14 protein-coding genes and 1 tRNA gene are annotated in these 16927 nt (G+C 36.8%); 9 read left to right on the top strand and 6 right to left on the bottom strand.

Translation table 11 applies throughout. The annotated features are described in order from the left end of the window. The first annotated feature begins 276 nt into the window (after positions 1-276). Complete coding sequence (locus NPX98_RS03080) at positions 277-1413, top strand: site-specific DNA-methyltransferase (protein WP_269022587.1); 1137 nt, start codon at positions 277-279, stop codon at positions 1411-1413. A gap of 72 nt (positions 1414-1485) precedes the next feature. Here the strand turns inward: NPX98_RS03080 and mutY are convergent, their stop codons facing one another. Further along, positions 1486-2544, bottom strand: coding sequence for an A/G-specific adenine glycosylase (gene mutY, locus NPX98_RS03075; RefSeq protein WP_269022712.1), 1059 nt, complete (start codon positions 2542-2544; stop codon positions 1486-1488). A gap of 212 nt (positions 2545-2756) precedes the next feature. On the opposite strand from mutY, the gene NPX98_RS03070 reads away from it, so the two are divergent. From NPX98_RS03070 to NPX98_RS03045, 6 genes are all read left to right on the top strand, one after another. Then, complete coding sequence (locus NPX98_RS03070; protein ID WP_269022585.1) at positions 2757-3257, top strand: DUF721 domain-containing protein; 501 nt, start codon at positions 2757-2759, stop codon at positions 3255-3257. Positions 3258-3342: 85 nt separating this feature from the next. Further along, a complete protein-coding gene (locus NPX98_RS03065) occupies positions 3343-3993 on the top strand; it encodes a DsbA family protein (RefSeq protein WP_269022584.1) in 651 nt (216 codons plus the stop codon). Between the two features lie 182 nt (positions 3994-4175). Further along, on the top strand, positions 4176-6845 hold the full coding sequence (gene ppdK / locus NPX98_RS03060; RefSeq protein WP_269022710.1) for a pyruvate, phosphate dikinase: 2670 nt from the start codon (positions 4176-4178) through the stop codon (positions 6843-6845). A gap of 388 nt (positions 6846-7233) precedes the next feature. After that, a complete protein-coding gene (locus NPX98_RS03055) occupies positions 7234-8019 on the top strand; it encodes a DUF1499 domain-containing protein (protein ID WP_269022583.1) in 786 nt (261 codons plus the stop codon). Positions 8020-8142: 123 nt separating this feature from the next. Then, a tRNA-Gln gene (locus NPX98_RS03050) sits at positions 8143-8217 on the top strand. A 396-nt stretch (positions 8218-8613) separates the two neighbouring features. Next, complete coding sequence (locus NPX98_RS03045) at positions 8614-9216, top strand: superoxide dismutase (protein ID WP_269022582.1); 603 nt, start codon at positions 8614-8616, stop codon at positions 9214-9216. Positions 9217-9298: 82 nt separating this feature from the next. Here NPX98_RS03045 and NPX98_RS03040 read toward each other — a convergent pair whose 3' ends face one another. Continuing rightward, positions 9299-11392, bottom strand: a complete 2094-nt coding sequence (locus NPX98_RS03040) for a S9 family peptidase (protein WP_269022581.1) — start codon at positions 11390-11392, stop codon at positions 9299-9301. Between the two features lie 852 nt (positions 11393-12244). Here NPX98_RS03040 and NPX98_RS03035 point away from each other — a divergent pair. Beyond that, positions 12245-12682: a MucR family transcriptional regulator gene (locus NPX98_RS03035; protein ID WP_269022579.1), complete on the top strand. Its 438-nt coding sequence runs from the start codon at positions 12245-12247 to the stop codon at positions 12680-12682. A gap of 68 nt (positions 12683-12750) precedes the next feature. Here the strand turns inward: NPX98_RS03035 and NPX98_RS03030 are convergent, their stop codons facing one another. Next, positions 12751-13203 carry a SufE family protein gene (locus tag NPX98_RS03030; RefSeq protein ID WP_269022708.1) on the bottom strand — a complete coding sequence of 151 codons (453 nt, stop codon included), beginning with the start codon at positions 13201-13203 and terminating at the stop codon, positions 12751-12753. A gap of 126 nt (positions 13204-13329) precedes the next feature. Beyond that, positions 13330-13692 (bottom strand): DUF5330 domain-containing protein, encoded by a 363-nt coding sequence (locus NPX98_RS03025; RefSeq protein WP_269022577.1) that lies wholly within the window; start codon positions 13690-13692, stop codon positions 13330-13332. Positions 13693-14820: 1128 nt separating this feature from the next. On the opposite strand from NPX98_RS03025, the gene NPX98_RS03020 reads away from it, so the two are divergent. Beyond that, positions 14821-15444, top strand: coding sequence for a peptidoglycan-binding domain-containing protein (locus NPX98_RS03020; RefSeq protein WP_269022576.1), 624 nt, complete (start codon positions 14821-14823; stop codon positions 15442-15444). 347 nt (positions 15445-15791) lie between these two features. On the opposite strand, the gene NPX98_RS03015 is transcribed toward NPX98_RS03020, so the two are convergent. Together NPX98_RS03015 and NPX98_RS03010 are read right to left on the bottom strand one after the other, a co-directional pair. Continuing rightward, entirely contained in the window at positions 15792-16331 is a 540-nt protein-coding gene (locus NPX98_RS03015) for a DUF1254 domain-containing protein (RefSeq protein ID WP_269022575.1), read from the bottom strand. Next, positions 16324-16917, bottom strand: a complete 594-nt coding sequence (locus NPX98_RS03010; RefSeq protein ID WP_269022574.1) for a DUF1214 domain-containing protein — start codon at positions 16915-16917, stop codon at positions 16324-16326. The genes NPX98_RS03015 and NPX98_RS03010 overlap by 8 nt, the downstream gene beginning before the upstream one ends. Positions 16918-16927 lie beyond the last annotated feature (10 nt).

Raw genomic sequence — 16927 nt, 5'->3', positions numbered from 1 at the left:
AAATGATATTGAGAGAATCTCGTTTCATAAAGGGATGTTTTGCAAAATGATTTTTATTAGCCTGATGATATGAAAGATACGTAAATAACACACTGAAGAAAAAGTAAGAATTTATTCGTGTGAAATTATTTTGTTCGCTTAGAGAAAACAGAAATGAAAATTCTTTTTTAAGGAATTTAACGATACATTTACTCTATTTTGTAAATGTAACAAATAATTCACATCCATAAATCATTTTGATTATAGGAAAATTTTGTTTGTTTTGTTGAGTATTTTATGACAGTTGTTCAGCTTAAAAAAAATCTCGTTTCTACTTCCTCTCAGATACAATGGCGCAATAAAATCTTCAAGGGTGATTGTATCGCGGTACTGGAAAAACTCCCCAAACATTCGGTTGATGTCATTTTTGCGGATCCTCCTTATAATTTGCAGCTGGAAGGTGCTTTGTATCGTCCTGATCACTCGCTTGTTGATGCGGTTGATGATGCGTGGGATCAGTTTGAAAGTTTTGCAGCTTATGATGCCTTTACGCGTGCGTGGTTGCTTGCTTGTCGTCGTGTCTTAAAACCCAATGGAACGCTTTGGGTTATTGGATCTTACCATAATATTTTCCGAGTTGGTACAGCATTACAAGATTTGGGTTTTTGGATGCTTAATGATATCATTTGGCGCAAGAATAATCCTATGCCTAATTTTCGTGGGCGTCGCTTTCAAAATGCTCATGAGACTCTTATTTGGGCTGTTCGAGATCAAAAGGATAAAAAATACACATTTAATTATGATGCTTTAAAGGCTGCGAATGACGATATACAAATGCGTTCAGATTGGCTGTTTCCTTTGTGTACAGGTGCGGAACGTTTAAAAGATGAAGAAGGGCGTAAGCTACATCCAACACAAAAGCCGCAATCATTATTGGCACGTATTATTATGGCATCTAGCAAGCCGGGTGATGTGATCCTTGATCCATTTTTTGGTTCAGGAACAACAGGTGCTGTTGCAAAACTTTTGGGGCGTGATTTTGTAGGTATTGAACGTGAGCAACGCTATATTGATGCCGCGCATGAGAGAATAGCTGCTGTTAATCCTTTCGCTCAATCGGAATTAGAGGTTTTGAACGGCAAAAAAGCAGAACCTCGTATTGCATTTATCAGTTTGCTTGAAGCAGGCCTACTCCGTCCAGGAGAAGTTCTTTATGATCGGAAGAAAAAAATATCTGCTATTGTAAGAGCTGATGGTACGGTTGTGTGTTGTGGTGAAGCAGGTTCTATTCATATGATGGGACGAAAAGCTCAGGCTTCACAAAGCTGTAACGGTTGGACATTTTGGTATTATGAGGAAAATGGCCAGTTAAAATCAATTGATGATTTAAGAATGATAATACGTTCACAGATGTTGAAAACTGGGGTTTTGTAAGCAAGCAATCGATTTTTTTACATGGAGCTGAATCAGTTTGAATTGAATTATACGCTTTACGTTTCCAGAGAATTATTTTAATCCAAAAGAGTTGGGAATTGCTACAGAAATGGCTTTTTTCATAACGGTAGGGAGTGCTTCTTTAGTTAGGTGATGAATGTCGCACCACCAGCCATTTTCAATCTTCATTTCGCGGATATCGTCAGTGTAATAAACATTAAGTCTTAGGGAAAAATGCGTAAAAATATGTGTGATCTGCCCTTTAAATTGCCAATTTGCAGAAAAAGGTGCACTTTGTAGCGCATTTTCATCATCCTTTCCGATGCTGTTGGGGATCTGGGTCATTTCTCCGAGCAGTTTTTTACTTTGCCGTTTTTCTAAGTAAATTTGCTGATTTTCGTTGATGACTACGAAAGCTGATGCAGTTTTTAAAGGACGTTTTTTTGAGGCAGCTTTAATTGGAAAAGCTTCTGTTTTCTGCATTTTTGTTGCTTTACACAAAATTTGCAAAGGGCACAATAAACAAGATGGTTTACGTGGTGTACAAATTGTGGCTCCTAGATCCATTATGGCTTGGGCAAAATCTCCAGGACGCTTTAGAGAAATGATTTCTTGTGTTTTTTCTTTAATTTCGGGTTTTGCTTTAGGCAATACCGAGGCTATAGCAAATAAGCGGGTTATAACACGTTCGACATTCCCATCTACAGCGGCTACAGGGATGCCAAAAGCAATTGCTGCAATGGCTGATGCAGTGTAGTCTCCAATACCGGGTAACGTGCGTAATGTTTTCACGGACTGTGGAAATTGACCTTTATAGTCTTTGACAAGTTGATGGGCACAATTTTTAAGGTTGCGTGCACGTGAATAATAGCCAAGGCCAGCCCACGCTTTCATGATATCATCTTGAGAGGCTTGTGATAAGGAAAAGAGATCAGGCCAAAGCTTTAAAAATTTTTTAAAATAAGGTTTAACGGCTTCAACTGTTGTTTGTTGGAGCATGATTTCAGATAGCCAAACTTTATAAGGATCAGGTCGGATTCCTTTTCTTTGTTCTTCGGGAGTAATACGCCATGGTAAATGTCGGTGATTTTGATCGTACCAAGAAAGGAGGCGTGAAGAAATTTCATGCATCATTGTTCTCAATCATAACAAGATATAAAATGCAAAAGAAAAAAGCGTGTATATTTGTATTATAGGGTTTATTTTGTGCTTTATTATAGGAATTTTGGTGGGTGCGTGTCGGCTTTTTGATTTATTTTTATGTGTTTTAGAGCTTTATATCTCTTAGATAAAAGAAAAAACTGTTATAATTTGGCCAATGATTTGATGATGATCTAGATAGCATGAGAAGACAATTTCAAAAGCAGCGTTTTTATTCTCTCTCTGAGATGGTATCTGGAATGCTTGATCCGGTTGTTCGCAAACGGACAGGGCTTAATATGGCGCTTATAGAACACTGGTCACAGATTGTGGGGCATGATATTGGTGAACATACAATACCACTCAAAATTATTTGGAGAAATCGTGCAAATCAAGATGAAGTTTTCCAACCTGCAACACTTGTCGTGGCGTGTGAAGGGTTTATTGCATTAAAATTGATGCATGAAACGGATGAATTGATTCAGAGAATTAATGGTTTTTTTGGATATATCGCTATCAACCGCATCAAGATTGAGCAAAAGCGGATATCAGTTCTTACAAATCCGCCGAGGATAAAGCCAATTCCGAATGAAAAAGATAAAAAGCACGTAGAAAAAATGCTTAAGGATATTGAAGGTGAAAGCTTACGCCAATCGCTTTATGAACTTGGATGTTGCATTTTTGCAGAAAAAAATAATAAATAAAACAGGATATTTTTTATCTTTCTTCTAGTTATGTGAAAAAGTTTTAGATTCCTATTCGTTTAATAACAACAGAAAAGTATTATTTATGATAAAGTATCGTTCCTTTTTGTCTTTTATGATAATTTTTATCTCGGCTATAACTGTGCAGAGTAGTACAGTTACCACCTTAGCGAGTGACATTAAACCAACTGCAACTATTGACATAGCTACGCTTCTTCAATCGGGGAAAGTTAAGGACAGATTTGAAGGGGAGGCTAATGCGCCGGTGACCATTATTGAATATGCTTCACTGACATGTGCGCATTGTGCTGTTTTCTATAATGAAATACTTCCCCAACTTCGCAAAAAATATATCAAATCGGGAAAAGTAAGGCTTATTTTTCGAGATTTTGCTTATGACCCACGTGCAACAGCAGGCTTTATGTTAGCGCGATGTGCACCAGAAGATCGTTATTTCCCCTTGATAGAGGTTTTGTTTCAAAAACAGCATGAATGGGTTTGGCAGCAAGATGTTCTAACGCCATTAAAGAAGATTGGCTTCATGGCAGGCTTTACGGATGAAAGTTTTACTTCTTGTCTCAAAAATCAGTCTATTTTAGATGACGTTAATGCATCTTTTCAGCGTGGAAAAGAGCTTGGTGTTACAGCAACGCCTACCTTTTTTATTAATGGTAATAAGTATGAAGGTATGATGTCAAAAGAAAAGTTTTTTTCAATTATTGATAGTTTCCTTTAGAACAAGTTTTCTCTTCAGAGGGTGGGTATTAATGATTATGGGTATTTGATCTGCCTTCTTTAGAAGATTGTTTTTTATATTGATGAGATGAGTTTTTTGGTTTTGTCAGTTTTTGATCGATGATTGCTTTTGATGATTAGCTGAAATCAAATGATGATTTTAGGTGGGGAATGGTACGGTTTATGACAAAATGGGTCTATAGTTTTGGTGATGGTGATGCAGAAGGAAGTGCGAAAGAGCGCAATCTTCTTGGCGGTAAAGGGGCTAATTTGGCAGAGATGAGCCGCCTTGGCTTTCCTGTTCCTCCTGGATTTACGGTTACAACAGATGTTTGTAACTTTTATTATGCACATAGCAAGACATACCCAGAAGAGTTACAGAATGCTGTCAATCAGGCACTCAAACGCGTTGGTGAACAAACTGGACGTGAATTTGGTCATAAAAAAACGCCACTTTTGCTTTCCATTCGTTCGGGTGCTCGTGTCTCTATGCCAGGTATGATGGATACAGTTCTTAATCTTGGTATGAATGATGAAACTGTCGAAGCCATTGCTATACAAGCGAATAATGAACGCTTTGCTTATGATAGTTATCGTCGTTTTATTCAAATGTATTCTAACGTTGTTTTAGGATTAGATCATTCGTATTTTGAAGAGATTCTGGATGAAGAAAAAGCGAGAAAGGGTTACGATGTTGATACGGAAATGACAGCATCCGATTGGAAAGATGTTATTGTTTCTTATAAGGCATATGTCGAAGAAAAGTTAGGAGAGCCTTTTCCGCAAGATCCTGAAAAACAATTATGGGGTGCAATTGGAGCCGTTTTTTCAAGTTGGATGACTGCGCGTGCAATTACTTATCGTCGTTTACATAATATTCCTGAAAGTTGGGGAACAGCGGTTAATGTTCAGGCTATGGTATTTGGCAATATGGGTGAAGATTCAGCAACGGGTGTTGCTTTTACACGTAATCCATCGACAGGGGAAAAAGAATTATACGGTGAGTTTTTAGTTAATGCACAGGGTGAAGATGTTGTGGCAGGCATTCGCACACCTCAAAATATCACGGAAACTGCGCGTCTTGTTGCTGGTTCAAATAAGCCATCGTTAGAAAAAATTATGCCTAAAGCTTTTTTGCAATTATGTCAGATTGCACATAAGCTTGAACAGCATTATCGGGATATGCAAGATCTTGAATTTACAATTGAGAAAGGCAAATTGTGGATGTTGCAGACTCGTTCGGGCAAGAGAACAGCACAAGCGGCTCTCAAGATGGCGGTTGAAATGGTTGGGGAGGGGCTGATAAGTCGTGAAGAGGCCGTGATGCGAATTGAACCCAAATCGCTGGATCAGCTTTTACATCCAACGCTTGATCCTAACGCAACGCGTTTTGTTATAGCGCGTGGTTTACCTGCTTCTCCGGGAGCTGCGACGGGTGAAATTGTTTTTACTTCGGAAGAAGCGGAAGCCGCATCAATGGAAGGCCGCAAAGTTATTTTAGTGCGCGTAGAAACAAGTCCAGAAGATATTCATGGTATGCATGCTGCGGAGGGAATTTTAACGACACGTGGTGGTATGACAAGTCATGCGGCTGTTGTTGCGCGTGGTATGGGAAAACCTTGTATTGCTGGCGCGGGTAGTGTGCGAATTGATTATGGTACAAACACAATGGTTGTTTCAGGTCAGAGTTTTCAAAGAGGCGATGTTATTACGATTGATGGTGGCAGTGGAGAAGTTTTTAAGGGAAAGGTTGCAATGTTGCAACCTGAGCTGAGTGGAGATTTTGCTCAATTGATGGAGTGGGCTGATGGAGTGCGGCGTATGAAAGTTCGCACCAATGCTGAAACGCCGTCTGATGCACGTATGGGGCGCTCTTTTGGGGCTGAAGGCATTGGCCTTTGCCGTACGGAGCATATGTTTTTTGCTGGTGACCGCATTATTGCTATGCGTGAAATGATTTTAAGCAATGATGAAGATGGGCGTCGTAAAGCGTTGAATAAACTTTTGCCAATGCAGCGGTCAGACTTTACCGAATTGTTTGAAATTATGGCTGGTCTTCCTGTTACTATTCGTTTCTTGGATCCACCCTTACATGAGTTTTTGCCAAAAACAGAAGCAGAAATTCTTGATGTTGCAATGTCGATGGGGGTTTCTAAGGAAATACTTACTGAGCGTGCTCAACAGTTGCATGAATTTAACCCTATGCTTGGATTACGGGGTTGTCGTTTGGCTATTACTTATCCTGAAATCGCAGAAATGCAGGCGCGGGCAATTTTTGAAGCAGCAGCAGCAGCAGCTCAAAAGTCTGGATCGCCGCCTGTCATGCTTGAAATTATGGTGCCACTTGTTGCTCTTAAATCGGAATTGGATTTTGTCAAAACGTATATTGATCGCGTGGCTCATGCTGTGATGAAGGAAAAGGGAATTCATATTCAATATATCGTTGGAACGATGATTGAGCTTCCAAGAGCGGCTCTTCGGTCGGATGAAATTGCCGAAACAGCAGAGTTTTTTTCGTTTGGAACAAACGATTTGACGCAAACTGCCTTTGGTATTTCACGTGATGATGCCGCGCCTTTCTTAGCAATGTATCTTCAAAAAGGACTTCTGGAACAAGATCCCTTTGTGTCAATTGATCGTGATGGAGTAGGTGAACTTATTGCTATTTCTGCGCAGCGTGGGCGTTCTCAGCGTGCAAAAATTAAATTGGGTATTTGTGGTGAACATGGAGGTGATCCTGCTTCTATCGCTTTGTGTGAAGAAAATAATCTAGATTATGTTTCATGTTCACCTTTTCGTGTACCAATTGCACGTTTAGCTGCGGCACAATCGGCAATTACCAAAAAGTCATAGCAGTTTGAAGCTATTTTATTTTATGTGTTTTAGTGTAGCGTCTTCGGAATGCGGAGAGTGCTGTTTATTTTTTCGTAATATATCTTGCTAAAGGTGGAACTGAAGATTTTTGGGGCATACTATTCAATGTACGCGTGAGAGAGGATAGCATAATATTTTTGTGTTTTTCAAATGTGCTGATAAATGAGGGTAATAAGACTTAAGAGATGTAATAATTTTTTATATCGATGTACCGAAATGGTTATTTGAGGTCGATATTATGAAGGCTATTCTTGACCTCAACAATAAGAACTTTACTTTTGTTATGTGGTCGGAAGAGATCATTAATTAGATATGAAATTTGAAGAGAATTTTTCTTATGTTCTGTTGTTGAGGAAAAGAGAGCTTAATGAAAAAAAAATATATTCGGTTCACCTCTAGGACAGCGATATGGTCTCCTCGTTTTGGTGCGGTAGCATTTCTGATTTTATTATTTTCAATGTTTTTACAGCGTTTTGCACTAATCCGCATCAGTGACTTTATTGTTTTAATGGCAATCTCAGCCTGTTGTGTTTTTATTTCTCTCTTTTTTGCTGCAAAAGCGCTTTACAATTTATGGGTATATGGCGCTCGGGGTGGGATGAAAGCTCTAAAAGGAATCATTTATTCGTTGATTACTGCTACTCCATTGGGGCTATTTATTGGGTTTTGGTTTTCTTCTCCAGCTATCTATGATGTTTCGACCGACACACAGAATCCACCAGTTTTTTTTCGTACGATACGTCCCGGTGATGCTTTGCCGATTAAGAGGATTTTGGTTGAACAAACGGCATTACAAGTTTCAGAATGGCCAGAAATGTCAGGGCGTCGTTACGATGGCTCTCCTGATCGTATTCTGAAATCAGTTTGCAATGTTTTAACAGCCTATGGTTGGCCTGTGATGGCTCAACGGGAAGTTCAAGGAGAAGATGGTGGGGTTTATATTGAAACAATAGCAAAAACTTTTTATCTTGGCTTTATCTCTGATATTGTCATTCGTCTAACGGATGAAGGAGATACGACTTTTGTTGATATGCGCGCTGTTTCGCGTTATTTGCCAAGAGATTTTGGCGCAAATGCTGACTTTATTATTGCTTTTATGGATGCACTGGATATAGAAATAGCTTCTCTTCCTCTTTTTCAGAATAATGAGTAGAAAGTATAAAAGCGTCATTATCGTATACGAGAAGAAAAAATAAAGAGCTTTTGTTTTCAGATATTGCGTATAATCGCAAGAATCGGTATAAGGCGCGAACGTGAATATCGTTATATTCTTTTTTGGGGTATAGCCAAGCGGTAAGGCACCGGTTTTTGGTACCGGCATTCCCTGGTTCGAATCCAGGTACCCCAGCCAATTTCGAAATAAGTCCTTTATAGTTGTTATGTAGCTTATCGGTGCGTTTATTGTGCGCTATTGCATAATTTTCTTGCTGGATGAGCGTATTATGGTAATTTCTAGGTTAGATATTTTTGTAATTTCAATCTTAAATGAGAACCTGTATGTATGTTCATGAATTGGTTCAATAACGGATGATGAATGTAAATAGTCATTATATCAGCTCAATGAGATTTTGAGTGATGAATTGGATACATTCATCAAAAGCTTTTTTTACTGGCAGATGGTTTTAAAAGCTAAAATGATGCAAACGGATATTCGACATTTGCTTTTATACTGTAAGTTAAATATTATAAATTCTAAACTAAATTTGTGGTGTAAGCTTTAACAATTAGAATCGAGGAGATTTTTAAAATGGCTTTTGAATTGGCTGAATTGCCTTATGATTATGATGCTCTTTCGCCTTATATGTCCCGCGAAACGCTTGAATATCACCATGATAAGCATCATCTCGCTTATCTTAATAACACCAACAATTTGGTAAAAGATTTAGGCTTAGAAAATAAAAGTCTTGAAGAGATTGTTAAAGAAAGCTTTGGAAAAAATATTGGTTTGTTTAATAATGCAGCTCAATCTTATAATCATGGCCTTTTTTGGCTCTGTATGAAAAAAGGTGGGGGGGGGCAAAAACTTCCTGAAAAATTAGCTAAAGCTATTGAATCTGATCTGGGTGGTTATGATAAGTTTCGTGCAGATTTTATTGCAGCTGGTATAGCTCAATTTGGTGCTGGTTGGGCGTGGGTTGCTGTTAAGGATGGCAAGCTTGAAATTATGAAAACATCCAATGGGGAAAATCCCCTTATTTATGATGCTCAACCTATTTTAGGTGTGGATGTGTGGGAGCATTCTTACTACATTGATTATCGCAACGCGCGTCCAAAGTATCTTGAAGCTTTTGTAGATCATTTAATTAATTGGGATTATGTTTTAGAACTTTATGAAGCTTGCAGGCTTTAAGAAGTTCTCATCGTTCTTTATACTGTATTAAAGGCTTCTTAGTTCAGTAAACTTGAAGCCTTTTTTTAGAGTAAGATATTCTTTATAAACAGTTTTTACCCACTATTTTCAAGATATAGGCATATATATACGCGATTTCTTCTAGTTTTGAAAAACGTCCAGCGGCACCTGCGTGACCTGAATCCATATTGATGCGCAAGAGGATTGCATTATCATCTGTTTTTAAATCTCGTAGTTTTGCTACCCATTTTGCAGGCTCCCAATAGGTAACACGAGGGTCAGTTAATCCTGCAACAGCAAGAATAGGAGGATATTTTTGAGCTTTAATATTGTCATAGGGTGAATAGGAGGCAATAAGATCATAATCTTCTTGCGATTCAAGAGGGTTCCCCCATTCGGGCCATTCTGGAGGCGTTAGAGGTAGTGAAGCATCTAACATGGTTGTTAAAACATCGACAAAAGGAACATTTGCTATGATGCCAGCAAAGTCCTGCGGAGCTATATTTGCGATGGCACCCATTAGCATTCCTCCCGCTGAGCCGCCGGAAGCAATAAGCCGGTCGTGGGCAGTGAAATTGTGATTTACAAGATGACGCCCACAGGCAATAAAATCTGTGAAGGTATTTTGTTTAAAACGGTGTTTTCCTTTTTCATACCATTCAACGCCCTTATCTTTTCCACCGCGGATGTGAGCAATTGCATAAATAAAGCCTCTATTGACCAATGAAAGTATATTGCTATTGAAATTTGCAGAAATAGAGATCCCGTAGGCACCATAACCGTAAAGCAGACAAGGTGCACTGCCATTAAGTGCGGTTGTTTTATGATACAAAAGAGAGATAGGAATTGTTTCACCATCATCTGCAACTGCTGTGATACGCTGTGTTATATAATCATCTTTATTGTGCCCGGAGGGGATTGTTTGTGTTTTTAAAAGTATTTTTTCTCGGGTTTCAACTTCATAATCAAAAATTTGATTAGGTGTTGTCATGGATGAATAAGAAAAACGAATGGTTGGACTGTTATATTCTGCGGCACCTTGTAAATCTAAAGAATAAGCTTCTTCTGAAAAAGCAATGGAATGAATTTGTTTGCTGGCACGATCCATGATTTGTATACGCGGAAGTCCTTCAAAACGTTCAAGCCAGATAAGAGAATCTTGATAGGCATCATGAGATAAGATTAGGCGTCCAATCTGATGTGGCACAAGCTCAGACCAATTTTCTGATTGCGGTGCTGTATGGGGTGCTACCATGATTTTAAAGTCTTTTGCATTGTCTCGATTGGTGAGAATATAAAAGACATCACCACCTTCTGTGAGTGAATATTCAATACCTTTTTGTCGTTTTCTCACACATTGGGGAGTTGTGAGGGGCGCTTCAGCAGGGATAAGCCAGGTTTCTGACGTTTCATGATCATGAATATTAATATAGATAACGTCATTAAGCTTAGATCCGCTTACATATAAGAAAAATCCCGGATCATCTTCATAAAAAATAAGCTTATCTTGAGATTGGTCAGTGTTTAATCGGTGATAATAGAGTTCTGATGGGCGGTGGTTTTTATCCATTTTAGTATAGAAAAAACCTTCGGATTTGGCATCCCATACAATTTGTCCGGCGGTGTCCGTAATTGTATCAGTGTAGTCGGATAATGTTTTAAAATTGCGAATTTTAGCCGTATAGAATTCAGACCCTTTATCATCGTAAGTCCAGACAACATGTGTATGATCGGGTGAGACTTGTACAGAACCCAGATTGAAATAATCTTGACCTTCAGCCAAAGCATCACCGTTAAGATAAACGTTTTTATGATCTCCATTTTTTGATGTACGAAAATAGTGCGGTTGTTGGCCTCCGGTAACATAAGATAGGCCATAGGCAAAGGAACCGTGTTTTATGGGGACGGAACTGTCATTTTCTTGAATGCGGCTTTTCATTTCCGCGAAGAGCAAATCTTGTAATGCTTTTGTATCAGCCATTTGGGCAGCTTGATAAGCATTTTCCTCTTCAAGATGATGCCGAATATTTTTATCAAGACAGTTAGGTTTTTTTAAAACATCTTGCCAATTTGTTGCACGCAGCCAATGGTATGGATCATCGCGACAAATGCCGTGATATATTTCTTTATGAACGATTTTAGGTGCTTTGGGAGGACGTTTAGATAGGTGAGTCATGCATGATCCTATTTAAAAGATGTGAATAGCTTTGTTTATATTGCTTATGCTCTTGTCCTAAAACTCATGCAATAGCATCAATTTGTAAATTCCAGTTGCTTTCAAAAATTATAGTTGAAGGTGTTTTTACTGTTCATGTACGCAATTCTTACATCTCTATTTCTTGTATGTCATAGGAAATGTTTTCTATTCATGGAATAACGTTCTGAACTGTTGGGAAAGGATCTTTGTTATTTGCTAGAAAAATTACACCTTACTGCTGAATGTTAGAGCTGATTGCTGTAACGACATAATAAAATATATTTAGGATAGAGGTATTACAATCTAAATAGGAAAAAGCCTTTTTATATGATTCTGATATTTAATTTTGCATCATTTTGGAATTTAATGCGCCAGATTTTTTGTTTTATTTATTATATTTTATCTTCTTACATTAAAAAAATTGTTTTTTCTACTTTTTTGTATGGAGATAAAGATTATCTGTATAATACTAAAATTAAGATTTTGCAGAGTAAATACTAGATTGAAACATGATCATTATTTAGAGTAATCAAAAACCAATATAGCATAACTCATTTTATGCTATTTTTTGTTTCATATGCTCTATTGTTATAAAACAAAACCATCCCAAAATAAGAAAATAAACCAGCTCTACAGCTATAGTTTGTGTCAAAAAAAAGAATTTTATTTGATTTTTTTGTGTTTAAGCAATTTTATAGAGTAATTGAATTGACAAAAAAGATTTTTGTACAATATGAGACTTATACGTAAAGAATCTCGATATTATGAGTATAAATGTCGATGGTTATAAATGTCAATGATGTCTCAATTTTAAAATTAAAGGAAATAAGAATGGAACATCACCCAGTCTTAGAGGCTGAAAGCAATTTAGTTATTACATTGGTTGCTGATATTGTTTCTGCTTATGTAAGTAATAATTCAATCCGGCCAACTGAAGTGCCAAGTTTAATTGCTGATGTTCATGCTGCTTTTCTAAAAGTAGGGAGTATGACATTAACGGAAGTTGAAGTTGAAAAGCAAAGGCCTGCTGTTAATCCAAAACGTTCGATCTTTCCCGATTATCTTATCTGTCTTGAAGATGGCAAAAAGTTTAAGTCTTTGAAACGTCATCTAATGACGCATTATGGAATGTTACCTGAAGAATACCGTGAAAAATGGCAGTTAGATAGCTCTTATCCTATGGTTGCGCCTAATTACGCGAAGGCACGCTCAGCTTTGGCCAAAGAAATGGGGTTGGGACGCAAAAGCCAACAGAAAAAAATCAAGTAATTGCATTTTTCAAACACAGTAGCAAAGGTTGATTAGAGATGAAGTGTGGTTTGTAGCAAACATCTTGATTACAGGGAGTCTGTTTGGCGTTTGATAGTGGAGTCTGGTGTTTGTATATAGCTTTCAGTGCGAATTCGTTCAATCATGGATTTAAGGCCATTAGACCGTTGAGGTGTTAGATTATCGTTTAAACCAAGTGTTTTCAGAAGCCCTTCAGCATCGGCTATGCGAATTTCAGAAGCCTTTTTTCCTGAATAGAAAGTAAGAAGAATGTAGATAAGACCGCGTACAATATGTGCATCGGAATCACCTTGAAATGTTACTATTGGATTTTCTGAGTTATCACGTGAAGATAAAAGCCACACTTGACTAACACAACCATGCACTTTGTGGGCGTCGTTTCGAGCACTTTCTGGAAAAGGTGGTAATTCATGACCAAGTTCAATGACATAACGATAACGATCTTCCCAGTTATCAAGGAGAGAAAAGTTTTCTATAATATCGTCAATTGTTTCTGCCATAGCTTCAAGTCTTTGCTTTGCTTTGTTTTGTTGGTGATTATGTGCTGCGTTTTGTTGATAGATAAAAGTCACGTTTCCTTTTAAAGGTACGATGACAAACGCTAATTTTTCTATATAATTTTCGTATTATTCTATTTTTTTGTGGAATTGGGGGTATCCATTTAAGGGCTGGCTGTTTTCAGGTTGTGTCATATTTTTATTACCAAACGTGCTGTTAAGGTATTCATAAACAATCTTTGCACCATCACGCGCATGCGCGCCAATTGATTCTAAAAAAGATTTTCCAATGTCACAGGTTTCTGTATTCCGTTCACAAAATGTTAGTAAATCGTTTATAGCTCCTTTCAAAGCGGTAATTGCATCATTTGTTGTTGTCTCTGTATCTTTTGGAGTAGAAAAGCTGTTGCTATTTGGTTCTGTTGTAAAGAATGAAATAATTACAAAAACAAAAAATAAATAAAATACTGATTTGATTAAAAAGCGTATCATGGGGAGTAAGCATACCGCAGTTATGAATGAAGAGGAAGCAATAATTTATGTTATTTTGGACTGAAAGGTTTGAAAATAAGTAACTTTTATGAAATTGAGCATTCATTTATAAAATTTATATTATAGCCTATGTGGGAAAAGTTATATGATATAGCTGTATATATAGGCAGAAATTTTTCTCTGTGAATAGAGCATTGGAAATCCGCTTATGCAAAATATAATACAGTAGGGAGAAACAATGGGCGATGATTATATTTAAGACTATAGTAAAATTTGATGTTTAGGGCATTGTACAGCACCGTTGCAGATTTTGGGTTTGATAATAATTCAGTTTTTATAGGGCGTATCTTAAACGTTTTTGTGTTTTTTAATATGTGTGTTAATAGAAGAAAGTTGTTTTAACTATGTATTGAAAGTTTAAACACGTTTTTTATATGTGAATACTTTTCAGCTATTCCTATGATTGATTGTTCTGCTCATAAGATTCTAACACTTTTGAAGCTAATCTTAGATTTTGTTGATGTTATAGAACACTCAATAAAGATCAAAAAAAACACCAAAGTGATTATTGTGAGGGTATGAGGCAAATAGTTTATCATCTTTCAGATGTTTTTGAGAATAGCAATTCAATGAACTCTATGAAATAATTAAGAATATTGGATCTGCACACGATATTAGATCGGAAATAATTACACTGGCCATGCCATTATACAGAAATATAAGCGCATATATGAGCTATTTGGCAATGACATAGGCTACAAAATTGATTTTTGATTGGTGGATATATTTCTGTATGGTTCCAAATACATATCAAATGTACATATGAAAGACATGGAGCCTTGCATTGTGTACAAAACGTTGCTTATATGGTTTTGTGCAATTTGATTGTGTGCGATAGTGAAACTGTATGGAATAAAAATATGCGTCACAGTTTTGTGTTATTTTATATCTATTCAAAATGTTGTAGAATATGAGATTGAAAGCGGTAGTTTAGCTGTTATAAGTTTATAAATTTAGTTCTGTATATAATCTATTTATTTTAGTTCTTTAAAAAAGAATAGGGGAGAGTAATATGTCTCCCTATAGCTGAAGATGAGGATGATCAATGTTAGATTCCATATGGAAAACATGTCAAAATTAAGAATGAAAAATCGAAATAATGGCAGAAAAACGAAAAAGCAGAAAAACAAAGTTGTAAAACGGCGTAGTCTTGTTATAGCATTTTTCTTAATAAATGGCCGGTTTCTTCTTTGGTTAGCAAAATGGTTGTGTCGTCGTATGCGCACGAATGCTTTATTGGTCGTAGGCTTTTGTCTTTTTACGATCAGTTTTGGTTTTTTTGCTTTTAATGCTTTGTTTTCACAGATAAAAATATATCAGGATGTGGTTACACAAATGAAAACAATTCCGCTTTCAGTGAAGGTGAAAGATTCTGTCTCATCTAAAAAACGAGCAATAGATCAAGCTGATGTTCGTGTTATTTCTGCACTTGTTCCAAGTCATTTGCGTCCAAATTCATCCTCTCAACCTTTGCCAAGTACATCTCCAGAGAATTTATTGAATATGCAGAAGAAATTGGCAAAACTTGGATTTTATGATGGTCCTTTGGATGGGCTAGATGGTCCAAGAATGCGTCATGCTATAGCACTATGGAAACAACAAATGCAAAGAGAACCTTTACCAAAACGTTTAGCAGATGAAATTTCTATGATTATTGAAAAAAGTGAATTAGAGGTAGCAAAGATACAATAACAACAGATAATGTTTCTTATACAGAGGAAGCGATTATAAAGCCTTATAATACTGGCTAATATTGCATATAACGTTCTTCAAGTAAAATAGGAACAATTTCCATTATATTTTATGGTGATTAATATTGTAATTCATTTATATTGGTGCAAAAAATTTAGCTCTAAAAAGAAGATCCTATGGATGTTTTTTCATGAAATTTTCTTCTATAATAAAAAAATCAGGATTATTACAGTTAGAATAAAAGTTGTATTTTTATTCTGATTTTTATCGATAGATATTTCAAATGCTAATCCATAAGCGTTTCTATTCATTCTTATAGATGTTATACAGTTTATGGTTGGTATAATTTATTCATCGAATACACGACAGGTTGCATTTGAAAGGAAGGTTTCGCCTTCTTTTCTTGCAATTGGAGAGGGGGCGAAGATACGTAAAAGTGCGAAGCCTTCATTTAATTTTTTGGTCACTAAAACTGAATTGGTACTACTTTTAGTTGTTGATTGTTTGAGTGCTGTTATTTGTATAGGATTTCCAATGATAAGATTGAGTGTGGCATTAGGAGTCGTTCGATCATTAATGCTGTAAAAAATAATCCCATCACGCGTATAAGCTGAGAGTGACCAAAATTGTGTTGTCTTTGGAGTTGTTAAATGAACAGGGCCATTTTCGAGGTCAAATTTGCAGATTTTAAGGAGAAATAAGGGATCAGTGGATTGACGAATAGGATCATTTGGATTCAAATCAACAAATCGATAAAACTTTCCTTCTTTTTCACGCCATGTCCATATGTTATTTTGTTCATAATAGGGAACTAAAAATAAAACACAAATATGAACAATAATGCTGCCGATGCTTGCAAGAAGTGCAGCGTAAATAAATTTAGTCACAGTTTTTTTGTCCTGATATTTTTTCTACAGAAGGCAGGGTAGGTTTTTGTAATGCTGTTGTAGAGATGATTGTGGTCGCATATAAGGTGAGAATAAGTCCAAATTCTTTTTTACTCGTTATTGCCAACCAATTGTTAATTTGTGGTGTTGATGAGATGTGTATGCGTACTGAGCCATCATTTTCATAGATAACATTATTGGTGTGGAGTTCGAAAGGTACTGCCTCAATTGAAGTATATGGTTTAAGAAATTTGTCGACCGTATAAAGAGTAAAAAGACGTGTTTCGGGAATATGACCTTTGAAAAGATAATGGCAGTGAGGTCGTAGCGGGTGTCCATGGTTATCTTTCCAAATTTGGAAAGAAAGGCTTTCTGTGCGGTCAAGTGAAATAGCGCCGCGTTTTGCTGTGCGTGCGCGGGTGTAGGGGTCTGTTTCTGTTGTTCCTACTTGTGGATAGGTGCTCCATTTTCCAATTTTTAAGCGTCCAAAACTTTCGAAAGAATTGAGCGTATAATAAACGCTCAGTGTTCCACATAAAATGGAAACAGCAAAGATTAGAAAGAGAGCAACGATATAACGAAACATTGTAGAATAC

This window comes from Bartonella sp. A05 (assembly GCF_026930145.1).
In the GTDB taxonomy this organism is placed as follows: Bacteria; Pseudomonadota; Alphaproteobacteria; order Rhizobiales; family Rhizobiaceae; genus Bartonella.
This window is presented reverse-complemented; position numbering and strand designations above follow the sequence as displayed.

Coding starts and splice junctions, on each gene's coding strand:
- NPX98_RS03080 (WP_269022587.1), top strand. CDS start 277: ATGACAGTTGTTCAGCTTAAAAAAAATCTCGTTTCTACTTCCTCTCAG.
- NPX98_RS03055 (WP_269022583.1), top strand. CDS start 7,234: ATGAAAAAAAAATATATTCGGTTCACCTCTAGGACAGCGATATGGTCT.
- NPX98_RS03020 (WP_269022576.1), top strand. CDS start 14,821: ATGTCAAAATTAAGAATGAAAAATCGAAATAATGGCAGAAAAACGAAA.
- NPX98_RS03070 (WP_269022585.1), top strand. CDS start 2,757: ATGAGAAGACAATTTCAAAAGCAGCGTTTTTATTCTCTCTCTGAGATG.
- NPX98_RS03025 (WP_269022577.1), bottom strand. CDS start 13,692: ATGATACGCTTTTTAATCAAATCAGTATTTTATTTATTTTTTGTTTTT.
- ppdK (WP_269022710.1), top strand. CDS start 4,176: ATGACAAAATGGGTCTATAGTTTTGGTGATGGTGATGCAGAAGGAAGT.
- NPX98_RS03045 (WP_269022582.1), top strand. CDS start 8,614: ATGGCTTTTGAATTGGCTGAATTGCCTTATGATTATGATGCTCTTTCG.
- NPX98_RS03040 (WP_269022581.1), bottom strand. CDS start 11,392: ATGACTCACCTATCTAAACGTCCTCCCAAAGCACCTAAAATCGTTCAT.
- NPX98_RS03030 (WP_269022708.1), bottom strand. CDS start 13,203: ATGGCAGAAACAATTGACGATATTATAGAAAACTTTTCTCTCCTTGAT.
- NPX98_RS03035 (WP_269022579.1), top strand. CDS start 12,245: ATGGAACATCACCCAGTCTTAGAGGCTGAAAGCAATTTAGTTATTACA.
- NPX98_RS03065 (WP_269022584.1), top strand. CDS start 3,343: ATGATAAAGTATCGTTCCTTTTTGTCTTTTATGATAATTTTTATCTCG.
- mutY (WP_269022712.1), bottom strand. CDS start 2,544: ATGCATGAAATTTCTTCACGCCTCCTTTCTTGGTACGATCAAAATCAC.
- NPX98_RS03010 (WP_269022574.1), bottom strand. CDS start 16,917: ATGTTTCGTTATATCGTTGCTCTCTTTCTAATCTTTGCTGTTTCCATT.